18 protein-coding genes are annotated in these 18,600 nt (G+C 71.3%); 2 read left to right on the top strand and 16 right to left on the bottom strand.

Annotated features, from left to right (window positions below):
* Window positions 1–486: 486 nt before the first annotated feature.
* From metK to pyrR, 12 genes are all read right to left on the bottom strand, one after another.
* On the bottom strand, window positions 487–1,689 hold the full coding sequence (metK, locus tag ACFY1H_RS46405) for a methionine adenosyltransferase (protein ID WP_360596632.1): 1,203 nt from the start codon (window positions 1,687–1,689) through the stop codon (window positions 487–489).
* A gap of 81 nt (window positions 1,690–1,770) precedes the next feature.
* Window positions 1,771–3,009, bottom strand: a complete 1,239-nt coding sequence (coaBC, locus tag ACFY1H_RS46410; RefSeq protein WP_366583253.1) for a bifunctional phosphopantothenoylcysteine decarboxylase/phosphopantothenate--cysteine ligase CoaBC — start codon at window positions 3,007–3,009, stop codon at window positions 1,771–1,773.
* Window positions 3,002–3,253, bottom strand: a complete 252-nt coding sequence (gene rpoZ / locus ACFY1H_RS46415) for a DNA-directed RNA polymerase subunit omega (protein WP_220247522.1) — start codon at window positions 3,251–3,253, stop codon at window positions 3,002–3,004. The genes coaBC and rpoZ overlap by 8 nt, the downstream gene beginning before the upstream one ends.
* 23 nt (window positions 3,254–3,276) lie before the next feature.
* The gene (gene gmk / locus ACFY1H_RS46420; protein WP_366583252.1) at window positions 3,277–3,939 is read right to left on the bottom strand and encodes a guanylate kinase; all 663 of its coding nucleotides are present in this window, start codon (window positions 3,937–3,939) and stop codon (window positions 3,277–3,279) included.
* Complete coding sequence (gene mihF, locus ACFY1H_RS46425) at window positions 3,936–4,253, bottom strand: integration host factor, actinobacterial type (protein ID WP_003096398.1); 318 nt, start codon at window positions 4,251–4,253, stop codon at window positions 3,936–3,938. Before mihF ends, gmk begins: the two co-directional genes overlap by 4 nt.
* Window positions 4,254–4,360: 107 nt before the next feature.
* Window positions 4,361–5,209, bottom strand: a complete 849-nt coding sequence (gene pyrF, locus ACFY1H_RS46430; protein ID WP_366583251.1) for an orotidine-5'-phosphate decarboxylase — start codon at window positions 5,207–5,209, stop codon at window positions 4,361–4,363.
* A complete protein-coding gene (carB, locus tag ACFY1H_RS46435) occupies window positions 5,206–8,520 on the bottom strand; it encodes a carbamoyl-phosphate synthase large subunit (RefSeq protein ID WP_386956364.1) in 3,315 nt (1,104 codons plus the stop codon). Before carB ends, pyrF begins: the two co-directional genes overlap by 4 nt.
* Window positions 8,520–9,653 (bottom strand): glutamine-hydrolyzing carbamoyl-phosphate synthase small subunit, encoded by a 1,134-nt coding sequence (carA, locus tag ACFY1H_RS46440; RefSeq protein ID WP_386956365.1) that lies wholly within the window; start codon window positions 9,651–9,653, stop codon window positions 8,520–8,522. Before carA ends, carB begins: the two co-directional genes overlap by 1 nt.
* A complete protein-coding gene (locus tag ACFY1H_RS46445; protein WP_366583248.1) occupies window positions 9,650–10,165 on the bottom strand; it encodes a transporter in 516 nt (171 codons plus the stop codon). Before ACFY1H_RS46445 ends, carA begins: the two co-directional genes overlap by 4 nt.
* The gene (locus ACFY1H_RS46450) at window positions 10,165–11,451 is read right to left on the bottom strand and encodes a dihydroorotase (RefSeq protein ID WP_386956366.1); all 1,287 of its coding nucleotides are present in this window, start codon (window positions 11,449–11,451) and stop codon (window positions 10,165–10,167) included. The genes ACFY1H_RS46445 and ACFY1H_RS46450 overlap by 1 nt, the downstream gene beginning before the upstream one ends.
* A 69-nt stretch (window positions 11,452–11,520) precedes the next feature.
* Window positions 11,521–12,456 carry an aspartate carbamoyltransferase catalytic subunit gene (locus ACFY1H_RS46455; RefSeq protein ID WP_366583246.1) on the bottom strand — a complete coding sequence of 312 codons (936 nt, stop codon included), beginning with the start codon at window positions 12,454–12,456 and terminating at the stop codon, window positions 11,521–11,523.
* A complete protein-coding gene (pyrR, locus tag ACFY1H_RS46460; protein WP_366583245.1) occupies window positions 12,453–13,073 on the bottom strand; it encodes a bifunctional pyr operon transcriptional regulator/uracil phosphoribosyltransferase PyrR in 621 nt (206 codons plus the stop codon). Before pyrR ends, ACFY1H_RS46455 begins: the two co-directional genes overlap by 4 nt.
* Before the next feature lie 261 nt (window positions 13,074–13,334).
* On the opposite strand from pyrR, the gene ACFY1H_RS46465 reads away from it, so the two are divergent.
* Window positions 13,335–13,823 carry a transcriptional regulator gene (locus tag ACFY1H_RS46465; RefSeq protein WP_003096372.1) on the top strand — a complete coding sequence of 163 codons (489 nt, stop codon included), beginning with the start codon at window positions 13,335–13,337 and terminating at the stop codon, window positions 13,821–13,823.
* A gap of 404 nt (window positions 13,824–14,227) precedes the next feature.
* Here the strand turns inward: ACFY1H_RS46465 and nusB are convergent, their stop codons facing one another.
* Genes nusB through ACFY1H_RS46480 form a run of 3 tightly spaced genes read right to left on the bottom strand, consistent with a single transcriptional unit; the run spans window position 14,228 to window position 16,391 of the window.
* Window positions 14,228–14,686, bottom strand: coding sequence for a transcription antitermination factor NusB (gene nusB / locus ACFY1H_RS46470; protein ID WP_366583244.1), 459 nt, complete (start codon window positions 14,684–14,686; stop codon window positions 14,228–14,230).
* Entirely contained in the window at window positions 14,686–15,249 is a 564-nt protein-coding gene (efp, locus tag ACFY1H_RS46475) for an elongation factor P (RefSeq protein ID WP_360596650.1), read from the bottom strand. Before efp ends, nusB begins: the two co-directional genes overlap by 1 nt.
* Before the next feature lie 44 nt (window positions 15,250–15,293).
* Window positions 15,294–16,391: a Xaa-Pro peptidase family protein gene (locus ACFY1H_RS46480; protein WP_366583243.1), complete on the bottom strand. Its 1,098-nt coding sequence runs from the start codon at window positions 16,389–16,391 to the stop codon at window positions 15,294–15,296.
* Between the two features lie 136 nt (window positions 16,392–16,527).
* On the opposite strand from ACFY1H_RS46480, the gene ACFY1H_RS46485 reads away from it, so the two are divergent.
* A complete protein-coding gene (locus ACFY1H_RS46485; protein WP_386956367.1) occupies window positions 16,528–17,130 on the top strand; it encodes a B-4DMT family transporter in 603 nt (200 codons plus the stop codon).
* Here the strand turns inward: ACFY1H_RS46485 and ACFY1H_RS46490 are convergent.
* Entirely contained in the window at window positions 17,054–18,583 is a 1,530-nt protein-coding gene (locus ACFY1H_RS46490; protein ID WP_386956368.1) for a beta-xylosidase, read from the bottom strand. The two genes, ACFY1H_RS46485 and ACFY1H_RS46490, sit on opposite strands and share 77 nt — an antisense overlap.
* Window positions 18,584–18,600 lie beyond the last annotated feature (17 nt).

Raw genomic sequence — 18,600 nt, forward strand, 5'->3', positions numbered from 1 at the left:
AATCCAGTCCTACCAGCGGCCCCACGCCTCACCTCACGGCAACACGCACCCCCACCTCGCCCTACTGAGAAAACCTCAATGTGGCGTTCGGTGCGTTGAACGCAACCAACGCGGCGCTCGGTGCGTACCGCCCCCAACACGGCGCTCGATGCACCCAACGCAACGAACGCGGCGTTCGGCGCCCATCGCACCCAATGTCGCGTTCGGTGCCTCCAACGCAGCCAACGCGGCATTCGGTGCGCACCGCCCCCAACGCCGCGTTGGGTGTACCCACCGCACCCAACGCGGCGCTCGGTGCGCACCGCCCCCAACGCGGCATTCGGTGCGCACCGCCCCAATGTGGCGTTGGGTGCGCCCAACGCAACGAACGCCACATTGGGGTGCGCTGCGCAAGAGCGGCGCCGCAGCCGGAAAGCCGTGAAGGGCCCCGCGAAGGAATCCGATTCCTTCACAGGGCCCTTCACGAACGGCAGAACAGACGGAAACTCAGGCACCCGCGAGCGAACGCAGCGCGTCGGCGCGTGCGGTGCTCTCCCAGGGCAGGTCGAGGTCCGTGCGGCCGAAGTGGCCGTACGCGGCGGTCGGCGCGTAGATCGGGCGCAGCAGGTCGAGGTCGCGGATGATCGCGGCCGGGCGGAGGTCGAAGACCTCGCTGATGGCGTCCTGGATCTTCGTCGGGTCGACCGTCTCGGTGCCGAACGTCTCCACGAACAGGCCCACCGGCGCGGCCTTGCCGATCGCGTACGCCACCTGCACCTCGACGCGCCCGGCCAGCCCGGCGGCGACGACGTTCTTGGCCACCCAGCGCATCGCGTACGCGGCGGAGCGGTCGACCTTGGACGGGTCCTTGCCCGAGAAGGCGCCACCGCCGTGGCGGGCCATGCCGCCGTAGGTGTCGACGATGATCTTGCGGCCGGTCAGGCCGGCGTCGCCCATCGGGCCGCCGATCACGAAGCGGCCGGTCGGGTTGACCAGCAGGCGGGTGCCGGAGGTGTCGAGGCCCAGTTCGGCCAGCTCCGGCTCCACCACGTGCTGCTTCACGTCGACGCCGAGCATCTGCTCGAGGTCGATGCCGTCGGCGTGCTGCGTGGACACGACGACCGTGTCGAGGCGCACGGGCTGCTCACCCGCGTACTCGATGGTGACCTGGGTCTTGCCGTCCGGGCGCAGGTACGGCAGCACGCCGTCCTTGCGGACCGCGGTCAGCCGGCGCGACAGGCGGTGGGCCAGCGCGATCGGCAGCGGCATCAGCTCGGGCGTGTCAGAGCAGGCGTAGCCGAACATCAGGCCCTGGTCGCCGGCGCCCTGGCGGTTGATCTCGTCCTCGTCGGATTCCACGCGCGACTCGTACGCGGTGTCGACGCCTTGCGCGATGTCCGGCGACTGGGAGCCGATCGCCACGTTGACGCCGCACGAGTTGCCGTCGAAGCCCTTGGCCGACGAGTCGTAGCCGATCCGCAGGATCACGTCCCGCACGATCGTGGGGATGTCGGCGTAGGCCTCGGTGGTCACCTCACCGGCCACGTGCACCTGGCCCGTGGTGATGAGCGTCTCCACGGCGACCCGGCTGCGCGGGTCCTTGGTGAGCAGGCCGTCGAGGATCGAGTCGCTGATGGCGTCACAGATCTTGTCGGGATGGCCCTCGGTCACCGATTCCGACGTGAACAGCCTTTTGGTGGACGCAGTCACGACCTCGTCACTTCCCTCGGTTTCGGCTCGGTACCCGCGAACTTAGGTACCCCTTACACGGCCCTACATTACCCAGAAGGCCTAGTGCTGGAGTCGACGTTCGCGCAAGCTTGTTACAGCGTCCCACACTGTGGCCGCGAGCCGCGCCTTCGCGCCGAGCGGGATCGCCTGCTCGGTGCCGTCGGCGGCCAGCAGCCAGCCGGAGTTGTCCTCCGTGCCGAACGCCTTGCCGTCGCCCACCGCGTTGACCACCAGCAGGTCGGCACCCTTGCGCCGCAGTTTCGTGCGCGCGTGGTCGAGCACGCTGCCGTGCTCGTCGCCCGTCTCGGCGGCGAACCCGACCACCGTCTGGCCCTCGCGCCGGCCCTGGACCAGCTCGGCGAGGATGTCGGCGTTGCGGTCGAGGGTGATCACCGGGTCGGGCGAGTCGTCGGACTTCTTGATCTTGTAGTCGGCCCGGGTCGCCGGCCGGAAGTCGGCGACGGCGGCGGCCATCACGACCACGTCGGCGTCCGCGGCGGCCGCGTGCACGGCCTTGCGCAGCTCCTCCGCGCTCGACACGCGCTCCACGCGCGCACCGGCGGGCTGGGGCAGCTCCACGGTGTGGGCGGCGATCAACGTCACGTCGGCGCCGCGCTGGGCGGCCACGCGCGCGAGCGCGAAACCCTGCTTGCCCGACGAACGGTTGCCCAGGTAGCGGACGGGGTCCAGCGGCTCCCGCGTGCCGCCCGCGGAGACGACCACGCGCAGGCCCTCGAGGTCGCGCGGCAGCGCGCGGGGCTCGTCGAGGAGCAGGCGGGCCAGGTCCACGATCTCGGCCGGGTCGGCCAGCCGGCCCTTGCCGGTGTCGACGCCCGTGAGGCGGCCGGCGGCGGGCTCGGTCACGACCATGCCGCGCGACCGAAGCAATGCCACGTTGTCCTGGGTGGCCTGGTGCTCCCACATCTCCGTGTGCATCGCCGGGAAGAAGGCGACCGGGCACCGGGCGGTGAGCAGGGTCGTGGTGAGGAGGTCGTCGGCGATGCCGTGCGCGGCCTTGGCCAGCAGGTTGGCGGTCGCCGGGACGATCAGCACGAGGTCGGCTTCCTTGCCGACGCGCACGTGCTGCACCTCGGGCACCTCCGTGAACACCCCGGTGTGCACCGGGTGTCCCGAGAGGGCCTCGAAGGTGGCCGCGCCGACGAAGTTCAGCGCGGCCTCGGTAGGCACCACGCGGACGTCGTGCCCGGACTCGGTGAGGCCTCGCAGGACCTCACAGGCCTTGTAGGCGGCGATGCCGCCGCCCACGCCCAGGACGATCCTGGGCTTGGTGTCACTCACCCTCGGTGTGCTCGAGCAGGCCACCGTGGATCTCGCGCAGCGCGATCGACAGCGGCTTCTCGCGGGGGCCCGGCTCCACGAGGGGGCCGACGTACTCCAGCAGACCCTCGCCCAGCTGGGCGTAGTAGTCGTTGATCTGACGCGCGCGCTTGGCCGAGTAGATCACCAGCGCGTACTTCGAGGAGACCTTTTCGAGCAGGTCGTCGATCGGCGGGTTGGTGATGCCCTCGAGCTCTTCAAGCATCGCCTGTTGAACAGCCACTCGTGCTACTCCGTCTCGTCCAGGATATCGGCGGCAGAGGAATCGCCACCGGTAATCAAGTCTAGCAACCGCGCCGCGGCGGTCCCCACGTCGGCGTTCACGAGCCGGTGGTCGAACTCGCCCGCGGCCGCCAGTTCGCGTTCCGCCTCGGCGAGCCGGGCCTGCACGGCGGCCTCCGACTCGGTGCCGCGCCCGGTGAGCCTGCCGACCAGCTCGTCCCACGACGGTGGCATCAGCATCACCAGCCGGGCCTCCGGCATGGCCGCCCGGACCTGCCGCGCGCCCTGCAGTTCGATCTCCAGCACGGCGGGCCGGCCCTCGGCCAGGGCCCGCTCCACGGGCTCGCGCGGCGTGCCGTAGCAGTTGCCCGCGAACTCCGCCCACTCCAGCAGCCGCCCTTCGGCGACCATCCGGTCGAACTCCGCCCGCTCCACGAAGTGGTAGTGGCTCCCGTCGACCTCTCCGGGCCTCGGCTTCCGCGTCGTGACCGAAACGCTGAAGTAGATGTCCGGTTCGAGCTTGCGCAGCTCCCCCACCACGCTCGACTTCCCGACTCCGGAAGGCCCCGAGACGACGGTGAGCCGGTGGCGGGAGGTGTCCCCCGCCACCGGCTCACCGTCGCGGTCGGTGCCCCGGATCACCGGGTAGTCCTGACCGACGCCGCTCACTCTCCGCTGAACTCGGCCAGCAGCGCCTTGCGCTGCCGGTCGCCGAGCCCGCGGAGCCTGCGGCTGGGCGCGATCTCCAGTCGTTCCATGGTCTGCTGGGCACGAACCTTGCCGACGCCGGGGAGAGCCTCGAGCAGGGCCGAAACCTTCATCTTGCCGAGGACTTCGTTCTCCTCGGCCTGCTTCAGCACGTCGACCAGAGTGGTACCGCCCCGCTTCAGCCGCTCCTTCAGCTCAGCACGGATGCGGCGGGCGGCGGCGGCCTTCTCCAGCGCCGCAGCACGCTGTTCCTCTGTCAGCTGGGGAAGTGCCACGTTTTCCTCCGGTAGTTCTCAAATCTGGGTGGGTGACGCGACGGTACCCACCCTTGAGCAGGCGCCACAATGCGGGGGTGGCTGGTGGAGGCCGATTCCGGGGCCTGCTATTGGTCTTTTTCGGCTGTGTGGCCCAGCAGCGCGGCGACCCGCGCGACCTCGCGGCGCATGGCCTCGGGGTCCGGACCGTGGCGCAGCAGGTCGCGCGAAGACGCCGGCAGCACCCCCGGCAGACCGGGCCCGAAGACTGCCCTTAAGTCCGCCACAGTTGCCCCCTGGGCGCCGAAACCGGGCGCCAGCACCGGCCCGTTGAGCCGCGAAAGGTCCAGCTCACCGGGGCTGATCGTGGCTCCCACGACCACGCCGACGTCGCCGAGGGGCTCGGCACCGGCGTTGTGGTCCGCGGCTGCGTCGACGATGCTCTGGGCCACCGTGCGGCCGTCCGCGAGCCGCGCGCTCTGCAGCGCGTGGGCCTCCGGGTTCGACGTGCGCGCGAGCACGAACAAGCCGTTGCCCGCCGCCGTGGCGGCCACCACGGCGGGATCGAGCGCGCCGAACCCGAGATACGGCGAAACCGTGGCCGCGTCGGCCGTGAACGCGGCCTTGTCGGCCACGTACGCGGCCGTGTAGGCCGCCATCGTGGAGCCGATGTCACCGCGCTTCACGTCCAGCAGCACGAGCGCACCGGCGTCGTGGGCCGCGTCCACGACTCGCTCGAGCACCGCCACGCCGGGCGGGCCGAACGCCTCGAAGAACGCCGACTGCGGCTTCACGATCGCCGTGACGGCCGCCAGGGCCTCCGTGGCGGCCAGCGCGAACCGTTCCAGACCACTGACGTCCAGGGGCAGGCCCCACGACTCGATCAGGCCCGGATGCGGGTCGATCCCGGCGCACAGCGGCCCGCGGGCCGCCACCGCTCTCGCCAGGCGCGCGCCGAACCGCTCGGGCCCGCTCACGACGTGGCCTTCAGCGCCGCCTGGAGGCTCTGGAGGCTCCGCACCCCGATGTCACCCCGGATGAGCGCCTCGATGCCGTGCACGGCCGCCGCGGCGCCCTGCACGGTGGTGATGCACGGGATGTCGCGCGACACCGCCGCGGTGCGGATCTCGTAGCCGTCGATGCGCGGGCCGCTGTTGCCGTACGGCGTGTTGATGACCATCTCGACGCCGCCGGCGAGGATCACGTCCACGATGTTCGGCTCGGCTTCGGTCGAGCCTTCGTAGTGCTTGCGCACGACCGTGCAGTCGACCCCGTTGCGCCGCAACACTTCCGCGGTGCCGGACGTCGCCAGGATCTCGAACCCGAGGTCCGCCAGCCGCTTCACCGGGAAGACCATCGAGCGCTTGTCGCGGTTGGCCACCGAGACGAACACGCGCCCGGACGTCGGCAGCGAGCCGTACGCGCCGCTCTGGGACTTCGCGAACGCCTTCCCGAAGGACACGTCCACGCCCATCACCTCGCCCGTGGACTTCATCTCCGGGCCCAGCAAGGAATCCACCCCGTGGCCCTCCGGCGTGCGGAAGCGGTGGAACGGCAGGACGGCCTCCTTGACCGCCACCGGCGAGTCGGCCGGCATCCGGCCGCCGTCGCCCTCGGCGGGCAGCACGCCCGAGGCGCGCAGGTCCTTGATCGTCGAGCCGGTCATGACCAGCGCCGCCGCCTTCGCGAGCGGCACCGCGGTGGCCTTCGAGACGAACGGCACCGTGCGCGAGGCACGCGGGTTCGCCTCCAGCACGTACAGCACGTCGTCCTTGAGCGCGTACTGCACGTTCAGCAGGCCGCGCACGCCGACACCGCGGGCGATCGCCTCGGTGGAGCGGCGCACCTCCTCGAGGTCGGTGGCGCCGAGCGTGATCGGCGGCAGCGCGCACGAGGAGTCGCCGGAGTGGATGCCGGCCTCCTCGATGTGCTCCATCACGCCGCCGAGGTAGAGCTCCTCGCCGTCGAACAGCGCGTCGACGTCGATCTCGATCGCGTCGTCGAGGAAGCGGTCGACGAGCACCGGGTGCTCGGGCGTGACCTCGGTGGCGCGGCGGATGTAGCCGGCGAGGGACTCCTCGTCGTAGACGATCTCCATGCCGCGCCCGCCGAGCACGTAGGACGGGCGCACGAGCACCGGGTAGCCGATCTCGTCGGCGATCCGCTTGGCGCCCTCGAACGACGTCGCCGTGCCGTACTTCGGCGCGGGCAGCCCGGCGTCGCCGAGCACCTCGCCGAACGCGCCGCGATCCTCGGCCAGGTTGATGGCCTCCGGCGGCGTGCCGACCACCGGCACCCCGGCGTCGGCCAGGCGCTTCGCGAGGCCCAGCGGGGTCTGGCCGCCGAGCTGCACGATCACGCCCGCGACGGTGCCCGACTGCTGCTCCGCGTGCACGACCTCGAGCACGTCCTCGAAGGACAGCGGCTCGAAGTACAGGCGGTCGGAGGTGTCGTAGTCGGTGGAGACGGTCTCGGGGTTGCAGTTGACCATCACGGCCTCGAACCCGGCCTCGCGCAGCGCGATCGCCGCGTGCACGCAGGAGTAGTCGAACTCGATGCCCTGCCCGATCCGGTTCGGGCCGGAGCCGAGGATGAGCACCTTCGGCTTGTCACCCTGCGCCACGACCTCCGACTGCGCCGCCGGGTCGGTCTCGTAGGCCGAGTAGTGGTACGGCGTGTCCGCCTTGAACTCGGCCGCGCAGGTGTCCACGGTCTTGAACACCGGCCGCACGCCGAGGCGGTGGCGCAGCGAGCGCACGCCGTCCTCCCCCGCCAGTTCGGGGCGCAGCGCGGCGATCTGGCGGTCGGACAGGCCCGTGCGCTTGGCGCGGCGCAGCAGCTCGCCGTCGAGCACCGGCGCGTCGCGCACCTCGGAACCGACCTCGCCGATCAGCGCGATCTGGTCCACGAACCACGGGTCGATGCCGCTGGCCTCGTGCACCTGCTCGACGGTGGCGCCCAGGCGCAGCGCCCGCTCCACCTCGTACAGCCGGCCCTCGTGCGGCACGCGCAGGGCGTCCAAAGTGGACTCCATGGTCGCGCCCTCGGGGTCCGGCAGGGTCCAGAACCCGGTCGCCTTGGTCTCGATCGACCGCATGGCCTTGCCGAGCGCCTCGGGGAAGCTGCGGCCGAAGGACATCGCCTCGCCGACGCTCTTCATCGTCGTCGTGAGCGTCGGGTCCGCGCCCGGGAACTTCTCGAAGGCGAAGCGCGGGATCTTCACCACGACGTAGTCCAGCGTCGGCTCGAAGGCCGCCGGGGTCTCGCCGGTGATGTCGTTCTGGATCTCGTCGAGCGTGTAGCCGATGGCGAGCTTCGCGGCGATCTTGGCGATCGGGAACCCGGTGGCCTTCGACGCGAGCGCCGAGGAACGCGATACACGCGGGTTCATCTCGATCACGACCATGCGCCCGTCGTCGGGGTTGATCGCGAACTGGATGTTGCAGCCACCGGTGTCCACGCCGACCTCGCGCAGCACGGCGATGCCGACGTCGCGCATCACCTGGTACTCGCGGTCGGTGAGCGTCATCGTGGGCGCGACGGTGACGGAGTCGCCCGTGTGGACGCCCATCGCGTCGACGTTCTCGATCGAGCAGACGACCACGACGTTGTCGTGCTTGTCGCGCATCAGCTCGAGCTCGTACTCCTTCCAGCCGAGCACGCTCTCCTCGATGAGCACCTCGGTGACCGGCGACTCGCTCAGGCCGGTGGACGCCAGGCGCTCCAGCTCCTCGGGCGTGTAGGCCAGGCCGGAGCCCAGGCCGCCCATGGTGAACGACGGCCGGATCACCACCGGCAGGCCGAGCTCGGCGACCGTGGCGCGCACGTCCTCCATCGTGTTGCAGACGCGGCTGCGCGGGACCTCGGCGCCGATCGTGCGCACGATGTCCTTGAACTTCTGCCGGTCCTCGCCGCGCTGGATGGCGTCGATGTCGGCGCCGATCAGCTCCACGCCGTACTTCTCGAGCACGCCGCGCTCGTGCAGCGCGACCGCGCAGTTGAGCGCGGTCTGGCCACCGAGGGTCGCGAGGATCGCGTCCGGCCGCTCCACCGCGATGACCTTCTCCACGAAGTCCGGCGTGACCGGCTCGATGTAGGTGGCGTCGGCGAACTCGGGGTCGGTCATGATGGTGGCCGGGTTCGAGTTCACCAGGCTCACGCGCAGGCCCTCGGCCCGCAGCACCCGGCAGGCCTGCGTGCCCGAGTAGTCGAACTCGGCGGCCTGCCCGATCACGATCGGCCCGGAGCCGATCACCAGCACGTGCTGGATGTCCGTCCTCTTCGGCATCAGGCCTTCTTCTCCATCAACTCAACGAACTCGTCGAACAGGGGCGCCGCGTCGTGCGGTCCGGCCGCGGCTTCGGGGTGGTACTGCACCGAGAACGCCGGCACGTCGAAGGCGCGCACGCCCTCGACGGTGTCGTCGTTGGGGCAGTAGTGGCTGATCTGCGCCGCGCCGTAGGGCGACTCGAACCGCTGACCGGGCTCGCCTTCGAGCGCGAAGCCGTGGTTCTGCGCCGTGATCGCGACGCGGCCGGTGGCCACGTCGATCACCGGGATGTTGATGCCGCGGTGGCCGTAGCGCATCTTGTAGGTGCCCAGCCCCAGCGCGCGGCCGAGGATCTGGTTGCCGAAGCAGATGCCGAACAGCGGGATCTCGCGCTCCAGCACGGCCTTCGTCAGCGCGGTGGCGTGCGTGGTGGTCGCGGGGTCGCCCGGGCCGTTGGAGAGGAAGACGCCGTCGGCCTCGACCGCGAGCAGCTCCTCGACCGTGGTCGCGGCGGGCAGCACGTGGACCTCGATGCCCCGCTGCGTCATCAGGCGCGGGGTGTTGGACTTGATGCCCAGGTCGAGCGCGGCGACGCGGAAGCGCCGTTCGTCCTGCGCCTCGACGACGTAGGGCTTGTCCGTGGAGACCTCGCCCGCGAGGTCGGCGCCCTTCATCTGCGGGCTCGCCAGGACCTCGGCCACCATCTGCTCGTCGCTGCCCAGCGCGTCGCCGGAGAACACGCCGGCGCGCATCGCGCCCTGCTCGCGCAGGTGGCGGGTGAGCGTGCGCGTGTCGACCTCGGAGATGCCGACGATGCCCTGGCGGGCCAGCTCCTCGTCGAGGCCGCGCTTGCTGCGCCAGTTGGACGGCGTGCGGGCCGGGTCGCGGACCACGTAACCCGAGACCCAGATGCGGGCCGATTCGTCGTCCTCGTCGTTCCAGCCGGTGTTGCCGATCTGCGGCGCGGTCTGCACCACGATCTGCCGGTGGTAGGACGGGTCGGTCAGCGTCTCCTGGTAGCCGGTCATGCCGGTGCAGAACACCGCCTCGCCGAGCGTCCGCCCGCGCGCGCCGTAGGCCGCGCCGCGGAAGACCCGGCCGTCCTCCAGAACCAGGGCGGCGGGGACGCGGGTGCCGTTCGCGGTGCTCACTGGGCACCTCCCTTGATGTCGTGATCCGAGTTGTCGGGGGAAAGCTGGTCGATCCACTGTGGATAGTCGTCGAGGTCGTCGCCGCGGAAGCCGGTGTCCAGGTCCGCGTCTCCCAGGCGCCAGGTGACGACGAGCAGCGCGTCGGTGCCCATCACCTTCCCGGCGATCTTCGAGTCGCGGCGGATCCCGGTGACCGCGTCGCGCGGGATCCAGAAGTCGGGCGCACCACCGCGTTCCACCGCGATGCCGCCCGGGTGCAGGCGCCAGACCGCGCCGGTGCGCAGCCCCGCGCCCCGGGTGACGACCCGGTCCTGCCAGTTGCCCGCGGTGGTGGTGCTGACGTAGAGCCCGGTCGACTCCAGCAGGATCTCACCGGGTTCCCCGGGAATTCCCGGGAACGGCGGCACCTGCGCGCTCTGCGAGCGCGACTTGCGCCGCCAGCCCACCCACATGCCCCACAGGCACAGGAGGAAGAAGACGACGATCCCCAGTGTGAGGAGGAACCGGTCCATCAGCAGATCTTCCCTTCGCGCGCGGTGATCCGCCCGCGCAGCACGGTGGCCGTCACCACGGCGGGCAGCCGCATTCCCTCGTACGGGGTGTTCGCGGAGATGCTGGCGAGCTCCGCGCCACGCACCGTCCACTCCGCACCCGGGTCCACGAGGGTCAGGTTCGCGGGTTCGCCGACCTCGAGCGGGCGGCCGTGGTCGGGCAGGTTGCCGATCGCGGCGGGCCGCTCGCTCATCACGCGGGCGACGCCGCGCCAGTCGAGCAGGCCCGGCTCCACCATCGCGCGGACGACGACCGACAGCGCGGTCTGCAGGCCCAGCATGCCCGGGCGCGCAGCGCTCCACTCCGTGTCCTTGTCCTGCACGGCGTGGGGCGCGTGGTCGGTGGCGACGCAGTCGATCACGCCCTCGGCCAGCGCCGCGCGCAGCTTCTCGACGTCGCCGCCCGTGCGCAGCGGCGGGTTCACCTTGTTGACCGGGTCGTAGGTCTCGAGGCGCTCGTCGGTGAGCAGCAGGTGGTGCGGCGTGACCTCCGCCGACACCTTGGTGCCGCGGTCCTTCGCCCACTTCAGCACGTCGACGGTGCCCGAAGTGGACACGTGGCAGACGTGCAGCCGCGCCTTCGCGTGCAGCGCGAGCAGGCAGTCGCGCGCGACGATCGACTCCTCGGCCGAAGCCGGCCAGCCCGGGTAGCCCAGGCGCGCGGAGTTCTCGCCCTCGTTGGCCTGCGTGCCGACCGTGAGCCGCGGCTCCTCGGCGTGCTGGGCGATCACGGCGTCGAGCGCGGTCGAGTATTCGAGCGCACGGCGCATCAGCAGCGGATCGGCCACGCACACGCCGTCGTCGGAGAACACGCGCACGGCGGCGGTGCCCTTGGCCATCGTGCCGAGCTCGGCGAGCTTCTCGCCCTTGAGCCCCACCGTCACGGCGCCGACCGGGTGCACGTCGACCAGCCCGGCCTCCTGCCCGCGGCGCCACACGTGGTCGGTCACGAGCGCGTTGTCGGCCACCGGGTCGGTGTTGGCCATGGCGAACACGGCCGTGTAGCCGCCCAGCGCCGCGGCGGCCGAGCCGGTCTCGATCGTCTCGGTGTCCTCGCGGCCGGGCTCGCGCAGGTGGGTGTGCAGGTCGACGAACCCGGGCAGCAGCACCTGTCCCCCGGCGTCGAGGACCTCGGCGTCTTCCGGGACCTCGACGGCACCGATCGCGGTGATCACGCCGTCCTCGACGAGGACGTCCACCGGTTCGCCCTCCCCGTACGGGCGGGCGCCCTTGATCACGAGGCTCACGCAGCGGCTCCTGTGTCTTGCGGGACACCCGCACCCGGTCGGCAACCGCGACCGGTAAGGCATCGATTGTCAGTCACGGTTGCCTCCTTCACTGGCCAGCAAGTGGTAGAGGACCGCCATGCGCACGTGGACGCCGTTGCGGACCTGTTCGGTGATGGCCGACGCCGGGGAGTCGGCGACCGCCGAGGCGATCTCCATCCCGCGCAGCATCGGACCGGGGTGCAGCACCACGGCGTGGTCCGGCAGCAGCCGCTGGCGCCGCTCGGACAGGCCGTAGGAGATCGAGTACTCGCGTGAGGACGGGAAGAACCCGCCGTGCATGCGTTCCGCCTGGACGCGCAGCATCATCACGGCGTCGACGGCCGGCAGTTCGGCGTCGAGGTCGTGCGAGACCGTGACCGGCAGCGTCTCCACGCCGACCGGCAGCAGCGTCGGCGGTGCGACGAGCACCACCTCCGCGCCGAGGGTGCTCAGCAGGTGGATGTTCGACCGGGCGACGCGGCTGTGCAGCACGTCGCCGACGATCGCCACCCGGCGGTCCTTCAGCGACCCGAGCCGTTCGCGCAGCGTCGCCGCGTCGAGCAGCGCTTGCGTGGGGTGCTCGTGGGTGCCGTCGCCCGCGTTGACCACCGCGGTGCCGGCCTCGGCGAGCCAGCCCGACAGCCGGTGCGCGGCGCCCGAGGCGGGGTGCCGGACGATCACGCAGTCGGCACCCGCGGCGGCGAGCGTCAGCGCGGTGTCCCGCAGCGACTCGCCCTTGTTCACCGAGGAGCTCGACGCCGAGACGTTGATCACGTCGGCGCTCATCCACTTTCCGGCGATCTCGAACGACACGCGCGTGCGGGTGGAGTTCTCGTAGAACAGGGTGATCACCGTGCGGCCGCGCAGCGTCGGCAGCTTGCGGACCTCCCGGCCGAGCAGCGTGTGCTTCAGCTCGTCGGCGGTGTCGAGGACGGCCGTGGCGGTGTCGGCGTCCAGACCGTCGGTGGCGAGCAGGTGCTTCACCGGGACTCTCCTTCCGGCGCGCGGAGCAGGACCGCGTCGCGCCCGTCCGTTTCGGACAGCAGCACGGACACGCCCTCGGCCCGCGCGGTGGGCACGTTCTTGCCGACGTAGTCGGCGCGGATCGGCAGCTCGCGGTGGCCGCGGTCGACGAGCACGGCCAGCTGCACGGCGCGCGGGCGGCCGTGGTCGCGCAGGGCGTCGAGCGCGGCGCGGATGGTGCGGCCGGAGAACAGCACGTCGTCGACCAGGATCACCACCCGGTCGTCGATGCCGCCGGGCGGCAGCTGCGTCTGCTCCAACGCGCGCGGCGGGCGGCGGCGCAGGTCGTCGCGGTACAGGGTGACGTCGAGGGCCCCCGTCGGGGGGACGACCCCGGAGAACTCGCCGATCTTCCCGGCGAGCCGGGTGGCCAGCGGAGTACCGCGGGTGGGGATGCCCAGCAGCACCGGCGGGGCTTGATCACCGGGTGAGCCGGGGTCACCGGAAGCGCTCGCACCGAGTGCGGTCTTCTCGATGACCTGATGGGCCATCCGGGCTATCGTGCGCGCGACATCGCCGGCCGAAAGAAGCTCGCGCTCCCCGGCCGGTTCCGCCGCGCCACGCGGACGTGACGACAAGGCGGACCTCCTTCCCCGCCTCTCTGGACGGGTCCTTAAAGGACGTCGACTCCCAGCTCGTGCGGGGAAATCGCACCGACAGTAGCAGGAGCGGTCAATCAGCCTTCCGGGTGGTGTGCCCACGTCCGCGACCAGGTACGGAGACCTACTGCTTGACCTGGTGACAACTATGCGTAACCATTACTCTGAGTATTCGACTCGAGGAGTCCCCTGACCGGTCACCCCGACCGGCGTGGGGGTGAGGAAACGGAGAACCACCAGATGGGCGATTACGCCAAGGCGCTCGGGGCCAAGCTCCGCGGGATCCGCCAGCAGCAGGGCCTCTCCCTGCACGGGGTCGAGCAGAAGTCGGGCGGCCGCTGGAAGGCCGTCGTCGTCGGCTCGTACGAGCGTGGCGACCGCGCCGTCACCGTCCAGAAGCTGGCCGAACTGGCCGACTTCTACGGTGTACCGGTGGTCGAACTGCTGCCGGAGGGCCGTGTGCCCTCGGGTGCCGAGCCCGCCACGAAGATCGTGATCAACCTCGAGCGGCTCCAGCAGCTGCCCGCGGAGAAGGTCGGCCCGCTCGCGCGGTACGCGGCCACGATCCAGAGCCAGCGCGGCGACTACAACGGCAAGGTGCTCTCCATCCGCACCGAGGACCTGCGCTCGCTCGCGATCATCTACGACATGACCCCCGGTGAGCTCACCGAACAGCTCATCGACTGGGGCGTCCTGCCGCCCGAGGCCCGTCCGTCCAAAGAAGACTGATGGGCGGCGGTTGCCCGACGCGGTGGGTGTTTTCGGCGGGGCACCGGAAACACCCACCGAGCTTCGGACACCGCCGGACCGGCTGCGGACGGTGATCAACATCGCTCCGGCCGTCCCCTCGCACCCGCGTCCGCCGTTCCGGCGCGTGACCCGTTCGGGCTAGCGCTTCCGGGTTGCGGTGACGGTGAACCCGGTTCACCGGGCGACGCCCGGGCGGGCCCGAGCACGGCCCGGAACCGGCCGGAGAACGCTGGGTGTGACGAAGACCTCTTCCGGACCCCACTCGTGAGGCTTCCTGGGGGCACCAGCACAACGCCGAAGGCCGCGGCTCCTTCACGGAGCTCGCGGCCTTCGGCGGTTTTCGCTTGTTTTCGGCTGTCTTCGAGACTGCGGCCGTCAGCGGGTCAGAGCACGGCCCGCAGGCGGTCGGCGATCGTCCCGATGCGCCCGAGCACGCCGTTGACGAACCGCGGCGAGTCGTCGGTCGAGAGTTCCTTCGCCAGTCCCACGGCCTCGTCGATCGCGACGGGGTCGGGCACGTCGGAAGACCAGAGCATCTCGTAGACGCCCACGCGCAGCACCGCCAGGTCGACCGGCGGCATGCGGTCCAGGGTCCAGCCCTGCGCGTGCTCGGCCAGCAGCTCGTCGACCTGCTCGCGGTGGGTCGTGACGCCCTCCACGACGGTGATCGTGTAGTCGGCGACCGGGTCGACGTCGGTGGACCCGACCCGGTCGGCCAGCAGCGTGACCGGGTCGGTGCCGCGTTGCGACGCTTCGTACAGCATCTCGACGGCACGCCGGCGGGCCTGCCGCCTGCTGATCGCACCGCCGCGGTTCGGGTGCGGCTTCTGTTTGTCCGCCATCAGCCGGAGACGCGGCCGAGGTACCGGCCGTCACGCGTGTCGACCTTGATCTTCTCGCCGGTCGAGACGAACAGCGGCACCTGGATCTCGGCGCCGGTCTCGAGCGTCGCCGGCTTGGTGCCGCCGGTGGAGCGGTCGCCCTGCAGGCCGGGGTCGGTGTGCTGGATGAGGATCTCGACCGAGGTCGGGAGCTCGACGTACAGCGGCTCGTTCTCGTGCACCGCGACCTGGACCTCGGTGTTCTCGAGCATGTAGTTGGCGTTGTCCGACACGACCTCGGCCGGAACCGTGATCTGGTCGTAGGTGTCGCCGTCCATGAACACGAAGTCCTGGCCGTCCTTGTACAGGTAGGTCATGTTCCGGCGGTCCACGGTGGCCGTTTCGACCTTCGTGCCGGCGTTGAAGGTCTTGTCGACGACCTTCCCCGTCAGCACGTGCTTGAGCGTGGTGCGCACGAAGGCGCCGCCCTTGCCCGGCTTGACGTGCTGGAACGCGGTGACGGTCCAGAGCTGGCCCTCGAGGTTGAGGACGAGCCCGTTCTTCAGGTCGTTGGTGGTGGCCACGAGCTTTCGGTCTCCTGTGTCGATCTCTTCGTCCGCGGCCCGTCTCAGACGGCCACGAGGTCCTTGGTGCTCAGGGTGAGGAGTTCGGGCCCGGAGTCCCGCACGACGAGCGTGTCCTCGATGCGCACGCCACCGCGCCCCGCGAGGTAGACGCCGGGCTCGACGGTGACCGCCATACCGGCGGACAGTGTACCGACGCCCGTGGTAGCGAGGCTGGGCGCCTCGTGCACCTCGAGCCCGACGCCGTGGCCGAGGCCGTGCGCGAACTCCTCCGCGCGGCCCGCCTCGGCGATCACGGAGCGGGCCGCGGCGTCCACTTCGGACACGTCGGCGCCCGGGAACACCGCCGCCGTACCGGCCGCCTGGGCGCGGTGGACCAGGTCGTAGAGCTCGCGCTGCCAGTCGGCGGCCTTGCCGAGCACGAACGTGCGGGTCATGTCGGAGTGGTAGCCGTCGACCGTCGCGCCGAAGTCGAGCTTCACGAAGTCGCCTTCGCGCAGCTCAGCTCCGGTGGGCTGGTGGTGCGGGATGGCCGAGTTGGGCCCGGCGGCCACGATCGTGGCGAAGGACGGCTCCGACGAGCCGTGCTCCAGCATGCGATTCTCCAGGTCGCGCGCCACTTCCAGCTCGGTGCGCCCGGCGCGCAGGCCGCCGGCCGCCACCAGGTCGGCGAGCGCGCGGTCGGCCGCCGCGCAGGCCGAGCGCAGGGCCGCGACCTCGACCTCGTCCTTCACCGCGCGCAGCTGCTCGATCAGCCCGGGCGTGCGGACCAGCGTCACCTTGTCGAAGCGCACCTTGAGCACCTCGTGGTCTTCCACGCTCACGTGCTGGCTCTCGAACCCGGTACGCCCGTAGGTCGAGTGGGCGCGGGCCGCGAAATCGGCGAGCACGCGGTCGCTGGCGCGGCCCATCACGCGTTCGAGGTCGGGCACCTCGGACGCCGACTGGGTCGTGTAGCGGCCGTCAGTGCAGAACACGGTCTGCGCCTCTCCGCCGGCGTGCACGAGCAGCGCGGCGTTCGACCCGGTGAACCCGGTGAGGTAGCGGATGTTGAGCAGGTCGGTGACCAGCAGCGCGTCGACCCCGGACTCGGTGATCAGGGACCGCAGCGCGCCGCGACGGTGAGCATGGGTTTCAGGCACCCGGCCAGCTTAGCCACGCGGATCGCCCGGTCCGGGGACGCTCGCGGTGGTCACGGACCGCAGCCGGCCGGGCACGCGGGGCCGCTGATCCGGACGGACCACACGGCGTTCACCCGGTGGCACCTACACTCCGTCCATGCTGGGTGCCTGGTTGACTCGCGGGCTGGTCATGGCCGTCGTCCACGCCGCCGCCATGACGCTGCTCGCCAAGTGGTCCGTGTTCCACCCGACCGACCAGACGGTGATCACGTCCGTCACCCTCGCCGTGCTGGTGGGCGTCGCGGCGCTCTGGAGCGCAATCGACGGCTGGCGCGGCAAGCCGGACCGCGGCCGGGCCTGGTTCATCGCCTCGCTGGTGGCCGGCGTCTTCTCCGGCATCCTGTACGTGATCGGCCGCGCGGTGTTCGTCGACCAGACCGGGACCTCCGAGCTGGGCGCGGCGCTCACGGGAGGCGCGGCGTTCTCGGCGCTGCTGGTGCTGGTGCCGGCCGGGCTGGGGCTGTTCGTCGGCTCGCGCGTGCGGCGGCCCGCACCCGTGGACGAGGAGCCGGAGCCCGAGGAGTACGACGACAACGATGGTTCGGGCAGCCAGTCGGGTCAGCTGGAGCTGCCGGAACCCGAGGCCGAGCCGGCCGGCGCGCCGCGGCCGAAGCCGTCGCCCGTCAGCCGCCCAGCGGGAGCCCGGGGGCGTAGGCGTCCCACTGTCGCGGGTCGATCTCCGTCACCTCGGCCCCGTTGAGACCCACGATCGTGGTGTCGGGCAGGCCGTAGAGCTCGTTGCCGAGCACCACGCCGTACCCGAGGCCGTACGAGTGGACCACGTTCGTGCCCGACTTCAGCGTCGCCTTCACCGGCAGCCCGGCGACGGGCGCGAGCGGCCGGTCCACGACTTCGCCCGCGAGGGCGGCGGCGACCGAGCGGCGGTCGACGCGGATGCGCACGCCGCGGCGGAACAGGTCCATCCGGCGGTCCGGTGACGGCATCGCGACGCCGTCGAACGTCGTGGTCACGCGATCGGGGCTCGAACAGCCGCCGGCGCCCTGGACGTCGAGCCCGAAGTGCTTCAGGCCCGTCGGCGCGCCCGCGGAACCGATCTCCGTCGCGCGCACGACGTCGAACGAGACGGTGTCGCACGGGTCGGTGACCGACGTCGGGGCGTGGCCGTCCGGGCGCCGGACGAGGCCGGGCCCTTCCTTCCACGCGCCGGGGATCACCAGCGGCGTGTAGGGCTGGAGCGTGAAGTCCTTGTCCCAGAAGGTGAGCGAGGTGCCCGCCGCGGTCTCGTGGGCGATCACGAACGCGTCGAGCGCGCCGACCCATTCGAGGTCGGCGCTGAAGCCGTCGACCACCGAGCGCTCACGTGGTGCCGAGGTGCTCGATACGGGTGCGAAACCCTGCTCCCCCAACGCTTCCACGCCGCTGCGGAACGCCGGGTCGTGGGAGCGGATCACGAACTGGCCGGCGCCGTTCCAGCCGGCGGCGCGGCCGGTGGTGTCGGTGAACATGAGGTAGTACCAGCCGTCGAGGAACACGACCGAGGGCTGGCCGGCGCCGTAGACGTTGTCGCGGTGCACGTCGTGCGAAGGCCCGAGGATCGGTTTCCCGCCCGCCGCGCGGGTCCAGTGGATGCCGTCGGGGCTGGTCGCGAGGCCGATGGCGTTGCCGAGCGCGTGGTCGCCCGCCGCGCCGGTGTAGTACAGGTAGTAGGTGCCGCCGACGCGCAGCACGGACGGGTCGCACGTGTGCACGCCGTCGAACGCGCCGGGTGAACCGGACAGGACCGCGATCGGCGCGCCGCCACCGGGTCCGGTGAAGGGACCGTCGGCCGAAGGCGCTTCGGCGTAGAGGATGTCGTCGCCGGGCGGCGCCGCGCTGCCGTACTGGCTGCACCACCACAGGCGGGTCTTGCCGTTTTCGACCATCGCGGTGGGGCCGTAGTTGTAGACCGCGTCGGCAGCGCCGGCGGCGACCACTCCGTTGCTCTGACGACCTTTCGCGGTCTCCAGCGGGACGTTCGCCACGCGCGGGGGTTTGGCCGGAGCCGGCTTGCCGCCCGCGATGCCGCCGTGGCCGGGACCGTCGGCCTGGGTCTGCGCGTAGCTGTCGCTGCAGCCCGCCACCACGACCCCCGACAACGCCAGGGCGAAGAGGGCTCGCGCGGGTCGCCGAACCCCGCCACGAAACGGGTGCATGATGGCCGAGTCTAACC

Origin of the sequence: Amycolatopsis sp. NPDC001319, assembly GCF_042896185.1 — a bacterium.
Lineage (GTDB): Bacteria > Actinomycetota > Actinomycetes > Mycobacteriales > Pseudonocardiaceae > Amycolatopsis.